This is a genomic window from Glycomyces sp. NPDC050141 (genome assembly GCF_055586545.1).
In genome coordinates, this window is sequence record NZ_JBVJHZ010000005.1 from 56,288 (window position 1) to 68,827 (window position 12,540).

A 12,540-nucleotide genomic window follows, 5' to 3' on the forward strand; every position below is an offset into this window, starting at 1 on the left:
TCAGCGGGTGTGGCGCGAGCGTCTTCACTTCTTGTCGCAGCGAAATAACTGGTACACGAGACCGCCAACTAAGAGAAGGCATTTACCGTCATGCCGATCTCATTTAAGACCGAGACCGTGGTAGTCATCCGCCCCGCCTGGCGCACCGAACGCGGCACCTCCGTCCCCGACTGGGACAACGCGAGCGAGCACGACCTCCCCGCATGCCGCCTCCAACCCGCCAGCAGCGAGCGTGTCCTGTTCACCGGCACCGGGCAGGCGCGGGACGCCGCCGTCTCGACCTGGCAGCTCTTCGCCCCCGCCAGCGCTGATCTCGATGTCCGCGACCGCGTCCGCTACCGGGGCGTCGTCTATGCCCTCACCGGCGATCCGCAGCCGTGGCCCTCACCGACCGGCGCGCTCGCCCACGTCGAAGCCGAACTCCGCCGCGTCGAAGGATAGGAGAGAGCCCTTGCCTCGCAATGACATTCCCGTGCGCATCAGTGTCGGGAACATCCACTCCGAGGTCATCGCCTCGCTCGCGCGCTCGGGCGATGTCCGGATCGCGCTGGCGATGTTCCTGCGTGCCTTCGCCGACGAACTGGACGGGGGTGAGAGCGCTGGCGAATCCTCGAGTTCGACTCAACCGCAGCGAAGTCCGCAAGCTCTTGAGGGCTGAGGGCGACTACTCGGGTGTCGCCGAGGATCTGGAGCGGCGCGGCGAAGCGATCGCCGCAGACGCGGGCGAAGGGATGGAAGTCGACGCCGAGACCAGCCGCAACCGCTACCGCGTCTCGGTGCGCACCGCGACTCCCGAGGCCGTCCGCGCCGAGTCCGAGACCCGCGACCTGACGCGGGCGATCGACGCCGGGCGGTCCTGATGCGCGCCGAGGTGATCGTCTTTCCCGACACCGAAGCGCTCCTCGTGGACTACCTGACGGCCGCGCTCGCCGAGCACGGCCGGGCGGATGTGGTTGTGGCGGTGACGATGCCCGCGCCCAGGCCGGAGCGGTGCGTCCTGGTTCCCAGGGTCGGCGGCGCCCGCCGCGGCCTGGTGGTCGACGCCGCCACGATCGGCGTCGAATGCTGGGGGACCGGCGAGACCGACGCGCACGACCTCGCCCAGCTCGTGCGCGGCCTCCTTGCCGCCATCCCTGGCCGCGTCCTGGACGGGACCCCCGTCTACCGCGTCGAAGAACTCGGCGGCCCGACGAATCTCCCTGACCCGGTCTCGGGCCAGGCCCGCTACACCCTCACCGCCGCCGTGCACGTCCGCGGCCGCGCCCTCCCCGCCGCCGGTTCCGGCGGCGCCACCCTGACCACTTTCTGATTGGAGGACTCGATGGCGCTGGATTCATCCGCCGTCCGGGTCGGCATCTCCGGCGCGATCTGTTTCGCGCCGGTCGGCACGCCGGCCCCGCGCAACGCGACCGACCCGCTTCCCGAGGTATGGCGGGATGTCGGCTACCTCTCCGAGGACGGCATCGACGAGGAACGCTCCCGCTCCCTGTCCGAGACGACGGCCTGGCAGAACGCCGACGTAGTCCGCGTATCAGTCACGAGCGCGTCGTTCACCAAGGCATTCACCATGATCGAGACGAACCGCAACAGCTTGGAGTTCTTCTACGGGCGGCCGGTGGCCGCGGACGGGTCAATCGTCATCGACCCCAACGAAATGGGCCCCCGCCGGGCGATCGTCATCGACTACGTCGACGGGGACGCCTTCTGCCGCGAGCACCTGCCCGAAGCGCAGGTGACCGAAGTCGACACGCAGACCGTGAACTCCGCCGACCCGATCGGCTACACCAACACCGTCACCGCCTACCGCAATCGGGCCGCGCGCTACGCCGCGAAGAAGTGGTACTCCACGCTCGCGACCGACCAGAGCGAGCCCGGCGACGGCGAAGGCGAGGCGACCTGATGGCCCGCAACCGAAACCGCAACCGCCAGCGCCAGGCGCCCCCGCCTGCGGGGACGGAGGCTCGCGTCGCCGCCGGGGCCCCGCGCCCGTTCCACTTCACCCACGAGGGGACGCGGTACATGCTGCCGCCCGCCGCGGCGGCCCCCGCGAAGATGGAGGCCGGGGCGCTCATCGACGCCGTCACCGACACCTCAGGCGTCGGCGAGCTGCGCCTGGGCATCGCGATGCTCCACGCCGCCGGCCCCGACCCCGCCGCGCTGAAGGCACTGCGCGCCATGTCGATCGAGGAGTTCGGGCGCGTCATCGGCAAGTGGATGCGCCAGACCGGAGCACACCCGGGGGAATCGCCGGGCTCCTCGACCTGATCGAGGAGCATCCCGGACCCCTCGCCTACGACTTCCGCGTCCGCTTCGGCCTATCGCTCTCGGCCGTGTTCGACGGGCGCCTGTCCTGGCATGAGGCATGGCTGCTGACCGAGCAGCTCCTGGCCGACCCCACCTCGCATCTCGCCGCCGCCCTCGCCGGATGGGACTACCCCGCCACCCGCGAAGCCCTCGCGCTGGCCGACCTGTTCGACCTCACCGTCGCGGTCAACTCCGACAGGCGCAAGCGGGGCCGGGCCGAACGCTATCCCCGCCCGTTCCCTCTCGGCGAGCGCACCAGATCAACCAAACCCAAGGTCAGCCAGGCCGAAGTGCAGGCCGCGCTCGAAGCGCGCGGGCACCCCCGCCGGGCCTGACCACTCCTCTGGACGGAAGGCGCCCGAATGGCCGGTGAGATCGCCGCCGTCTACGTCTCCCTCATCCCCGCATTCCGGGGCGGGGCCGCCGCGATCGCCCGCGAACTGCGCGGCCCGGCCGATGCCGCCGGGCGCGACGCGGGGGAGCGGGCCGGCGAGGGCTTCGGTGACGGCTTTCAAGGCACCGTGCAGAACCTGCTGGGCGCCGGGCTCCTCTTTGGCGGCGCCGCCCTGTTCGCCACCGCGTTCGACCAGGCCCTGACCGGGGCCGACCTGCCCGCCGTCCTCGGCGCTCAGTTCGGACTCGCCGAAGACGTCGCCGCCGAATCCGCGCAGATCGCCGCCGACGTCTACGCCGCCGGGCTCGGCAACTCCCTCGCCGAAGTCGGCACCGCGGTCGGCGAGGTCACGCGCTCGCTCGAAGAGCTCGGCCAGACCGGCGACGTCCAGGCCCTGACCTCCGACGCCGCCGCGCTGGCGAACATGTTCGGCCAGGACGTCACCCAGACCATCGACACCGCGGCGCAACTGGTCCGCACCGGCCTCGCCTCCTCGATGGACGAGGCATTCGACCTCATCGCCGCAGGTTTCCAAGGCGGCGCCGACCGCGGCCAGGACTTCCTTGACACGCTGACCACCTCGGCGGTCAACCTCAAGCAGTTCGGGTTCGACGGCGCCTCGGCGATCGGCATGCTCGTCCAGGGCCTGGAGGCCGGAGCGCCCTCGGCCGACGCCCTCACCGGCGCGCTGGAAGAACTCATCGGCAACGCCGCGGACGGCACTGACACCTTCGAGGCCCTCGGCCTCGGTGGCGCGGCCTTCGCCGCGCAGCTCGCCGGCGGCGGCGAGAAGGCGAAGGCCGCGCTCGACCAGCTCCTTAGCGCGATCAGCGCGATCGAGGACCCCGCCGAGCGCTCAAGGGTCATGGTCGAGCTGTTCGGCGAAGAGGCCACCGCGATGCAGTCGGCTCTGCTGGCCGTCGACCCCTCGACCGCGACCAGCGCGCTCGGCGACTTCACCGGGGCCGCAAGCGACGTCGCCGGGGCGACCGGCGAATCCGCGCGGGCGTCGCTGGCCGAGTTCGGCCGCACCTTCACCACGGGCCTGGCCGAGCACATCACCCCGCTCCTTCCTCAAATCCAGTCGCTTGTGGACAAATTGTTGCCGTTGACGCCGGTCCTGGTCGGCCTGGCGATCGCCATCGGCATCGCCGCGGCCGCGATGGGCCTGTGGCGCGTCGCGGTCATCGCCGCCACGGTCGTAATGGCGATCTGGCGCGCGGCCGTCGTGATCGCCACCATCGTCCAGATCGCCTGGAACATCGCGCTGGCGCTCAACCCCATCGGACTCGTGATCTTGGCGATTGTCCTGCTCATCGCCATCATCGCGGGTCTCATCATCGGCATCGTGGCCCTGGTCAAGAACTGGGACACCGTGGTCGCGGCCCTCGGCCGGGCCTGGCAGTGGATCAAGGACACCACCGAATCGGTCTGGAACGCCATCGTCGGCTTCGTGACCGGGATCGGCGACCGGATCGTCGGATTCGTCCAGGATCACGCCCTGGAGATCCTCGCCGCCTACGGGTGGCTGCAAGCGCTGCCCGGCCGGGTCGCTGCCTGGTTCGGCGAGCTGGCCGCCTCTGCGATCGCCAAGGGCGAGGAGCTGGTCGCCTGGGCCGGTGGCCTGCCCGAGCTGATCCTCGACGGGCTAGGCAACCTGGGCGACCTGCTCGTCAATGCCGGTCGCGATCTGGTCGACGGCCTGCTGGAGGGCCTCGAATCGAGTTACGACTCCGTCCGCGACAGCCTCCAGGGCCTGACCTCGTCCATGACCGATTGGAAGGGCCCGTCCTCGACGGACCGGCGCCTGTTCACGCCCGCCGGCGAGATGGCCATCGACTCGCTCAACATCGGCATGGAACGGCGCATCCCGCGGACCCGCGCGCTCTTGCAGGGGCTCACGAACGACCTGCCCGGCATGGTCGGCGCCGACTTCGACGCCCCGACCGTCCGCCTGGATGCGTCCGACCGCGAGCTCTTGGCCCGCGGCGACGGCGTCATGATCGCGCGCATCCCCATCGACCTTGGCGACGGGATCCGCGAAGTACTCGAGATCGAGCTGGAGCGCCACGACGCGGCCCTCGCCCGCGGCGCCCTCGCCGGCACCGGAAGGGTCCGCTGATGCCGCTCGCACTCACCTACGTGGACGACTTCGCCCGCGTCCGGATCGAAGCGACCGGCCTCATCACCGAATTGGACTGGGAGACCGCGGCCCGGATCTGGCCGACCTGGGCCGCCCTCGCCGACGCCAACCCCACCTGGGGCGCTTTGGCCGACCGGTTCCAGACCGTCACCATCGAGCGGTCGACCGACGCCGGGCGTACCTGGCGGCCCGTCCGCGGCGCCGCCCGCCTACCAGTTGGTGGAGCGGACTCCTTGCGCGTCAACGACTTCGAGTTCGCGCCCGGCACCGAGAACCGGTACCGCGTCACTGACGCGCTTGGCCGTACGCTGGCCGGGGCCGCCATCACCCCCGTGCTCGACCGGGTGTGGCTCAAATGCCCAGTCCTGCCGTTTCTCAACCAGCCGATTGACGTGCTCACCTGGGGCCCCATCGCTCGCGCCAGCAGGGCCGGGGTCTTTGAGGTCCTCGACCGGCCCGAACCGATCATCGTCGCCGCGCCGCGGGCCTCGCGGGCGTGGACCCTGACCGTCGCCACCGACGACCTGCGTCATGACTTCGGCGTCGACGCCGAAGCCCAGGCGGACCGGATCGAGGCCGCGCTCGCGCCCGGCGAGGTGATGCTGCTGCACGTCCCCAGCGATTGGCTGGTCCCCGGCGGGTACGTCCACATCGGCGACATCGAGCGCACCCTGCTGGCCGGGCACGTCCAAGGGCCCCGCACGTTCACGCTCCCGTGCCGGGCCGCCGCCGCCCCCGCCGCGGAACTTCCCGCCGCGCAGATCACCTGGGCCGGTGTCAATCGCACTTGGGCCACCTGGAGCGAAGCCGCCACGGCGGCCCCGACCTGGGACGACCTCGCCGACCGGTTCGGCGCCCCCGAAGACCTGGAACCGGTCCCGTGACCGACGCGGCCTTGCTGGAGGCGATCCTCCGCGGCTCGCACACCGCGCTCATCGAGGCCCGCCTCGTCACCGGCCGCCCCACCGGGCCCAACCCGCCGGGGGAGCGGCTCGACATCATCGACGGCGACGTGCAACTGGACGCGACCGCCAGCGTCCACGGCACCCTACGGCTCACCGTGACCGGCACCGCCGGGCAAGGCGGCCCCTCGCGCTGGCCCGGCCCGCGCGATGAGCGCCTGTCCCCTTGGGGCGGTGAGGTGTTCGTCCGCCGCGGCGTCCGCACGCCCGCGGGCACCTGGTGGTCGCCCTTGGGCTACTACGGGATCGACGCGGTCGAGCAGACCCGCCGCCGCGGCCAGATCGCCCTCACCGGCTCCGACCGCATGGAGACCATTGCCGCCTCCAAGCTCATCGCCCCGCGCCAGTACGGTCCCGAGACCACCCTCGCCGAGGTCTACGCGGACCTCGTCAACGAACTCGTCCCCGGCGCGGTCGTCCGCTTCGACTCCGGTACCGGCGACATCGCACTCGGGCGGGCGATCGTCTGCGAGGAAGACCGGAGCGCGACCCTCGCGAACCTCGCCGCCGCGCACGGCCAGATCCCATGGTGGGACGGCGAAGGCGTCCTGCGCGTCAGGGACATCCCCGCCGACGCCGAACCGGTGTGGACCGTGGACTCGGGCCCGGCCGGCGTCCTGGTCGACGCCCGCCGACGCCTCTCCAAGGACGGCGCGGTCGGCGCCATCGTCGCCCGCGGCGAGACCGCCGGGACCACCTACCCGGTCCAGGCCGTCGCCTACGACCTCGACCCCGCCTCCCCGACCCGGTGGGGCGGGCCGATGGGCATGGTGCCCGCGGTGTTCGAGTCCGCGGCAATCCTCACCCATGCGCAGGCAGCACACGCCGCGCAATCCATGCTCCGCCGCGGACGCGGCACACCCAGGGGGATCGACTTCGGATCGATCGTCCACCCCGGTCTGCGCCCCTGGGACCGCGTCCGCGTCACCGGCGCGGACGGCGGCTTCGAGCTCCACCAGATCGAGCGCCTCACCATCCCCCTCACCGTCACCGCCGCCATGGCCGCGACCACCCGCGACCAGACCGCCCTCACCACCCAGCCGGAGGCCACACCCGCATGACCGCGACCACGCCCCGCTACGACCTGCGCCACCCCGAACGGACCGACCCCGCCCGGGCATGGGTCGCCTTCGCGCAACTGGCCGACGACACCGAGGCCGCCATCGGCGGCGTCGACGACCGACTCACCACCGGCGAGGCCACACTCGGCGCCCTGCGCGACCAGGTCACGGCCGTTCGACGGTCAATGGAGACCAACGTCGTGGCAGTGTCCTTCACCGCCAAGGACAGCCACACCGTCCCCATCCAGTTCGCGCGGCCCTTCCCCGCGCAGCCGGTCGTCTTCACGAACATCCACTCCGGCGCCGGACCCACCGCGAGATGGAGCTCCAGGGCCATCCACGTGACCCCCGAGGGCTTCACCTTGTTCGTCTTCGCGGCCACCGACCGCGACGCCACCTGGAGCGACATCCCCGTCCAATGGACCGCCATCCACCACAACTAGGAGCGGCACATGTCCCGCCCCGCCGCCGACCTCACCCCCCTCCTGCGCACCGACCCCGCCAGCGCGGTCCGCTTCGGACAAGGACGGGTCGTCGCCTGGGATTCAGCCGCGCGCACCAACACCGTCGAATGGCGCGGCGTGCCCCTCCGCGACCTGCCCGTCATCGCCTCCACTACCTCGATGAGCCTGGGCGTCGGCGACCTGGTCGCGCTCCTGGGCTGGGCCCCAGCCCAAGGCCCTGGCACCTGGTGGATTCTCGGCAGAGTCATCCCGCCCGGTACCTCCACCACCCTCACCGGCGCCCTGAGCTTCCGCTCCGACAACGGCATCGACGTCGCCACCTTCGGCGGGGCCCTCACCGCGGACGGCGCCCCCTGGCGGCTCAACTACAGCGACGGGCGACCCGCCGTCCACGCCACCGCAACCCGTGACGGCACCGGCGCGGTCGCCCTCCTCGACCACAACGGCGCACGCATCATCGCCACCGCCCCCGCCCCCGCCGGCGGCCTCGCCCGCCCCACCCTGCCCCTCCACCTCGTCCCCACGCGCGAGGCCGAAACCGCCGAAGGCGGCCCGGCCCTGTGGCCCTCCACCGCCGAGGCTGACCCCGTCCCGCTCCTGACCGGAACCACGCCGATCTGGCAGGGCCGCATCGCCATCAGCGTCCAGACCGCCACCAGCGGCCCCAGCACCACCGCGCGCTGGCGCCTCGACGTCGGCGACACGACCGTCCTGGACAACCAGTCTGGTGCGGGCGAGGCCACCGTCACCGTCCCGGGCTGGGGCACCGGCTTCGACCCCGGCGACAGCGCTGAGGTCACCGTCTACGGCTGGGCCACCGGGCCCGGCCGCATGTGGCTCCAGGCCACCCGCGCCCACACCCTCGGCGACTCCTGAACCGCCCGGGCGCCACCGAACCCCACCCGCACCCCGCGCCCCTCAGCAGGCCCGGCGCTTCCGCGCCGGGCCTGCTCCGTACCCCGCACCACATCCGTGACCACTTTGGAGGGTTTGTGTCCAGTATCGTCTCCCGCTCCGCTTGGGGCGCCCGCAAGGCCACCGCCGTCGACCGCACCACCTGGTCGGCGCGCACCACGTTCGCCGTCCACCACTCGGGCGCCGACCCCGACCAGACCCCGCGTGAAATCCAGGACTTTCACATGAATTCGCGCGGGTGGAGCGACATCGGGTACAACTTCCTCGTCGGCGCGGACGGCACCATCTACGAGGGCCGCGGCTGGCTCGTCGTCGGCGCCCACATCGCCGGGCACAACACGGCATCGGTCGGTGTGTGCGTGATCGGCAACTACGTGAGCCGGTCCGTGCCCGAAGCCGTCAAGGACTCCCTCGCCTGGCTCTACCGCGAAGCGAACCGCCGCGCTGGCAAGTCGCTCCGCGTCCGCACCCACCAGCAGCTCGCCTCCACCGCCTGCCCTGGCGAGCGCCTCCACGACTGGGTCACCGACCACCTCACCGACCACGACGGCGGCAACGGCGGCGGGAAGCCAACCGTGCCCCCGGCCGACACGCCCGCACCCGGCCCCGAAGTGGACTTCCCCCTGCCGAGCGGCTACTACTTCGGGCCCGCCGGCGGCGGGCCCGAGTCCGTGTCCGGGCACTACGGACGCCGTTTCAACAGCCGCAAGGACTACGAGTGGCTCCAGGAATGGACCGAGCAGCTCGAACACCGCGGCTGGTCCATCGGCCGCGGAAAGGCCCACCTCACCATCTACGGCAACGACGGCCGATACGGCGGCGAGTACCGCGACCTGATCCGCGCGTTCCAGGCCGATCAGGGCCTCCGCGTCGACGGGCTCCTCGGCCCCCAGACGTGGGCCGCGGCCTACCGCAACCCCGTCACCGGCTGACCCGGCCCCCGCCCGAAGACCCCTCAACCACACCCACCCCACGGGGCCGACGCCCCAGATAGGAAGTGCCACATGGCAACCGCCGCCCTCCCTCCCATCCAGCCCGGCACCGCCCAGAAGGTCCGCGCCTGGATCTACCGCATCGCCACCGCCGCACTCCTCGTCGCCTCCGTCTACGAGGTCAGTGGCGAGCTGTGGACCGAGCTGGCCGCGACCGTGCCCGGCGTCGTCACCTCCGCAATCGCCGCCCTCAACACCCCCACCCGCTCCCGCATCAACTAGTCGACGGCCCCACCAGGGCACTTGCACCCGCGCCCGACCACCCTTCGGGGGTGGTCGGGCGCGTTTGATCTATTGGCGCCGTTAATAACCCGATAGGCCAAGGTCGGCAAACCTCAGAGCCCCCGGAATGAGGCCGAAGCCGTACAGTGGACCGATGGACGAGAATGGGACTCCCGGGGAGGAGCCCGAGCGACTGCCAGCGAAATTGGAGCCGTGGGCACGGTTCACTTCGATGGGCCTCGGTGTCGCGCTCGCCTTCGTTGGCGGCTGGGCAGTGTTGACCGATTCGGGAAATCAGGCCGGCACCCTGGGGGTCTTCCTCATGGGCCTCGTGCTCCTCGTTATGGGACTTCAGAACACCCCTCTGACCGGCATCACCGCAGGAGGCGGTGCGAGCTTTGCCGCCACCCAGCAACAAGTACGGCGAACGAAAGAGCTTGCGACCGAAAAACTTGACGAGGGCGAACCCGACGAGGCGAAAACGGTCATTGACACTGCGAACGCCCTGAACCCGGAGATCGCCAGACGCCCCATAATCCGATCGCTCCATTATGAGGCCAAAGTCGGCCTAGCCCTGCACGCCATCAGTCCGGAAGGCGTCCGATATTTCGAACTGCGCCAAGCCCCGGCCGACTACATGGTCCGCACTCCATCCGGCCGCTCCCTCGCAGTCGAAGCCAAGTTCGGACGAGTTACTCGCCTCAGCGATCTTAGGCGGCTGGTAGGAAGTGTGCGGCGCGCCCGAACCCCGGACGGCGGCATGTTCGCGGGCCTGCTCCTGGTCACCAATCTGCCAGTAAGAGGCCTCATGCCTCAATTCCTATCGAAGACGCTCGGCCTCCCCGTACAGATCGCCGTTTGGGATGGCGAGAGCAACACCACGCCCCTGGCAAAGAGCCTTGAACTGCTGATCGCGGAGACCGACGAGTCTTCCAACTGAGCCCGCCGGCACCGCCCAGAAAGTCCGCGCCTGGATCTACCGCATCGCCACCGCCGCACTCTTCGTCGCCTCCGAACCGCCCGGCCACCTCACTGCGGTGGCCGGGCGTTTTCGCTTTTCCACACTTGACCGCTACGGGCGCTTGACCTTCCATTCCCGGTAGATGCCTCGCCCGTCAGGTTGGGTCAGGATCTCCTCGGCGTTCGCGAGCGCCCGATCCGGCGCCGCAAATGCGCTGAGCCGCCGCGGGGCGGTCGCGTCGCTCGTCTCCACGACCCACACCTCCAGGCGACGCACACGCACCGACCCCTGGGTGAACATGCCGGTCTCGACCGCGTGCGCCTCGAACATCGGAGCGTCGGCCCAGTCGCTGATCTGGTCGAGATGCAGGCGGTAGCGGCAAGGTCGGGAGTCCACACCGCGAGTATCGCACATGTGTACGATAAAATCACGGGGGACGGCCGGTCCCATCCTCCCTGACGGGGCCGGCCGCTGACCCATACCTCTTCGAATAGCCTCGCTCCGCGTCTCGCGCTTCGGATCGGAGTGGCTGGGGATAGCAGCGCAGGGGAAGAGCGGAACGGGGCCTGGTGCGCGGTATCGCGCACCAGGCCCCGCCTTTGCCGTCTCAGGCGCTGGCCTCGGCCGGGATGAGATCCGCCTCGGAGTCCTCCGCCGACGTGCTCGCGTTCGCGGCGAGCTCGTCCTGAACTTGCTGGCGGTAGCGGGTCGCAGTGCGCGGCTCACGGTCGATTCGCTGTGCGATCTCCGCGTCGCTCATGTCGGGGTCCTCCTGAAGGAGTTTGCGGACCTGGGTTCGCAACTCCTCGGCGGAAAGACGCGGCCGCCGCTCGCGCGCTTCGTCGGGCTCGTGCTCGGTGGGTTCGTCGCTAACCGTGGTGTCGAGAGGGGCGGCGTCCTCGATCGCGACCCAGAACAGGCCCTCGGGGAGGAATGGCGCGGGCTCGTCCTCGGTGTCGTTCGCCGACAACATGGCGGCCAACGCGTGGGCCTCGGCTGGCATCTCGGTTTCCATCTGCGCCACCAGGGCCTCGATGGCGTCGGCCGCGGCCGCCTGCCGTAGGACCGCCACGGCCGTCTCGGCGACGGTGCGGCGACTGGACCGGATGAGGACCTCCACGGTCAACAACAGGGCGAGGCTCGGGAACGCCGACACGATGCGCGAGAGGAGGTCCGGGGCGGCCACCAGGACGTTGGCGGCCAAGGAGAACGCGACGCCGGCGGCGAAGGTTGCCCAGGCGATGCCGCGCTCGGTCCGGCCGTCGGTGAGGGCGAGGCTGCCGACGAGGATCATCCCGTCAACGGCCAGGGGGAGGGTCGCGGCGATGTGCTCGGGCTGGCCGTGCGCGGCCGCGAGGGTGTGGATGTGGTCGTAGGAGGCCATCGCTGCCACGGCCGCGACGGGCGCGGTGGCGGCGATCAGGACCGCCCGGCGGGGGATTGCGAAGTTCATGTCGTTCTCTCCAAGTTTGGACGCTTGAGTGTCCAGGACCGTAGCTGGAGAGGACGGGCCGTGTATATACGAGAGGGACCCTCAGTAGGCCAGCTAACTGGAGCGCCCGAAGACGTTGGCCCCCAAGCAGATCGAGGCGGACAGCGCCCCGCACTGAGGCTGGCGAGAGGACACGACGACAGGCTGCTGAACTGCTACCGTTGACAACGGTTCTCAAGTTTGGACGCGAAAGAACCGAGAGGCCCGGGACCGCGCGAGCGGTGCCGGGCCTCTGTCGTCTCGTCTCGGAAGCGTCGTCGGCGAGGTACGGCTACCGCTCGTCTGTCGCCGCCGAGGCAGCCTCGTCCGCCCAGGTCTCCAGATCGAACTCGCCGTCGCGGACGCCTTCAACGAACGCCTGCCACTCAGCCGGGGTATAGATGAGGATGTCGCCCTCGGGGTCCTCAGCCATCCGCAGAGCAACCAGGCCGTTGTCGCCATAGCCGACTTCCAGGGCAGCCAGCGTGCCGTCCTCGTGTTTCGTGCGTTCCCAACGGGCCGTGGTGGTGTCAAACTCGCCCTTCAGCGGGTGCTCACGCTTCGTCATGATGACTCCGTGCTGGTCAACCTGGAAAAAGACAAGGACGCGCCCCCCTGCACGGAGAGCGCGCCTCGAAGCTTTCTAGGGGC

General features: G+C 70.6%; 18 protein-coding genes. 15 read left to right on the forward strand and 3 right to left on the reverse strand.

The annotated features are described in order from the left end of the window. The first annotated feature begins 90 nt into the window (after positions 1 to 90). The 15 genes from ACZ60M_RS04615 to ACZ60M_RS04685 all read left to right on the forward strand — a co-directional run bounded on the left by ACZ60M_RS04615 (position 91) and on the right by ACZ60M_RS04685 (position 10,397). Positions 91 to 441, forward strand: a complete 351-nt coding sequence (locus ACZ60M_RS04615; RefSeq protein WP_465414681.1) for a hypothetical protein — start codon at positions 91 to 93, stop codon at positions 439 to 441. Between the two features lie 31 nt (positions 442 to 472). Next, on the forward strand, positions 473 to 658 hold the full coding sequence (locus ACZ60M_RS04620; protein ID WP_465414682.1) for a hypothetical protein: 186 nt from the start codon (positions 473 to 475) through the stop codon (positions 656 to 658). Continuing rightward, positions 648 to 860, forward strand: coding sequence for a hypothetical protein (locus ACZ60M_RS04625; protein ID WP_465414684.1), 213 nt, complete (start codon positions 648 to 650; stop codon positions 858 to 860). The genes ACZ60M_RS04620 and ACZ60M_RS04625 overlap by 11 nt, the downstream gene beginning before the upstream one ends. Continuing rightward, complete coding sequence (locus tag ACZ60M_RS04630; RefSeq protein ID WP_465414685.1) at positions 860 to 1,309, forward strand: hypothetical protein; 450 nt, start codon at positions 860 to 862, stop codon at positions 1,307 to 1,309. The genes ACZ60M_RS04625 and ACZ60M_RS04630 overlap by 1 nt, the downstream gene beginning before the upstream one ends. Positions 1,310 to 1,321: 12 nt before the next feature. Further along, positions 1,322 to 1,900 (forward strand): phage tail tube protein, encoded by a 579-nt coding sequence (locus ACZ60M_RS04635; protein ID WP_465414687.1) that lies wholly within the window; start codon positions 1,322 to 1,324, stop codon positions 1,898 to 1,900. Next, complete coding sequence (locus tag ACZ60M_RS04640; RefSeq protein WP_465414689.1) at positions 1,900 to 2,265, forward strand: hypothetical protein; 366 nt, start codon at positions 1,900 to 1,902, stop codon at positions 2,263 to 2,265. Before ACZ60M_RS04635 ends, ACZ60M_RS04640 begins: the two co-directional genes overlap by 1 nt. Further along, positions 2,211 to 2,639 (forward strand): hypothetical protein, encoded by a 429-nt coding sequence (locus tag ACZ60M_RS04645; RefSeq protein ID WP_465414691.1) that lies wholly within the window; start codon positions 2,211 to 2,213, stop codon positions 2,637 to 2,639. The genes ACZ60M_RS04640 and ACZ60M_RS04645 overlap by 55 nt, the downstream gene beginning before the upstream one ends. Positions 2,640 to 2,666: 27 nt before the next feature. Beyond that, positions 2,667 to 4,820: a phage tail tape measure protein gene (locus ACZ60M_RS04650; protein ID WP_465414693.1), complete on the forward strand. Its 2,154-nt coding sequence runs from the start codon at positions 2,667 to 2,669 to the stop codon at positions 4,818 to 4,820. After that, a complete protein-coding gene (locus ACZ60M_RS04655; protein WP_465414695.1) occupies positions 4,820 to 5,725 on the forward strand; it encodes a hypothetical protein in 906 nt (301 codons plus the stop codon). The genes ACZ60M_RS04650 and ACZ60M_RS04655 overlap by 1 nt, the downstream gene beginning before the upstream one ends. Next, positions 5,722 to 6,864, forward strand: coding sequence for a DUF5047 domain-containing protein (locus tag ACZ60M_RS04660; RefSeq protein ID WP_465414696.1), 1,143 nt, complete (start codon positions 5,722 to 5,724; stop codon positions 6,862 to 6,864). Before ACZ60M_RS04655 ends, ACZ60M_RS04660 begins: the two co-directional genes overlap by 4 nt. Then, on the forward strand, positions 6,861 to 7,307 hold the full coding sequence (locus ACZ60M_RS04665; protein WP_465414698.1) for an H-type lectin domain-containing protein: 447 nt from the start codon (positions 6,861 to 6,863) through the stop codon (positions 7,305 to 7,307). Before ACZ60M_RS04660 ends, ACZ60M_RS04665 begins: the two co-directional genes overlap by 4 nt. A gap of 9 nt (positions 7,308 to 7,316) precedes the next feature. Continuing rightward, a complete protein-coding gene (locus ACZ60M_RS04670) occupies positions 7,317 to 8,204 on the forward strand; it encodes a hypothetical protein (RefSeq protein ID WP_465414699.1) in 888 nt (295 codons plus the stop codon). 116 nt (positions 8,205 to 8,320) lie between these two features. After that, a complete protein-coding gene (locus ACZ60M_RS04675; protein ID WP_465414701.1) occupies positions 8,321 to 9,175 on the forward strand; it encodes a peptidoglycan-binding domain-containing protein in 855 nt (284 codons plus the stop codon). A 72-nt stretch (positions 9,176 to 9,247) separates the two neighbouring features. Then, complete coding sequence (locus ACZ60M_RS04680; RefSeq protein ID WP_465414703.1) at positions 9,248 to 9,457, forward strand: hypothetical protein; 210 nt, start codon at positions 9,248 to 9,250, stop codon at positions 9,455 to 9,457. A gap of 154 nt (positions 9,458 to 9,611) precedes the next feature. Further along, positions 9,612 to 10,397 carry a hypothetical protein gene (locus ACZ60M_RS04685; RefSeq protein ID WP_465414705.1) on the forward strand — a complete coding sequence of 262 codons (786 nt, stop codon included), beginning with the start codon at positions 9,612 to 9,614 and terminating at the stop codon, positions 10,395 to 10,397. A gap of 132 nt (positions 10,398 to 10,529) precedes the next feature. On the opposite strand, the gene ACZ60M_RS04690 is transcribed toward ACZ60M_RS04685, so the two are convergent. From ACZ60M_RS04690 to ACZ60M_RS04700, 3 genes are all read right to left on the reverse strand, one after another. Next, positions 10,530 to 10,814 (reverse strand): hypothetical protein, encoded by a 285-nt coding sequence (locus ACZ60M_RS04690; RefSeq protein WP_465414707.1) that lies wholly within the window; start codon positions 10,812 to 10,814, stop codon positions 10,530 to 10,532. Between the two features lie 211 nt (positions 10,815 to 11,025). Then, on the reverse strand, positions 11,026 to 11,871 hold the full coding sequence (locus tag ACZ60M_RS04695; protein WP_465414709.1) for a DUF2637 domain-containing protein: 846 nt from the start codon (positions 11,869 to 11,871) through the stop codon (positions 11,026 to 11,028). A 310-nt stretch (positions 11,872 to 12,181) separates the two neighbouring features. Beyond that, entirely contained in the window at positions 12,182 to 12,457 is a 276-nt protein-coding gene (locus ACZ60M_RS04700; RefSeq protein ID WP_465414711.1) for a DUF397 domain-containing protein, read from the reverse strand. Between the last annotated feature and the right edge of the window lie 83 nt (positions 12,458 to 12,540).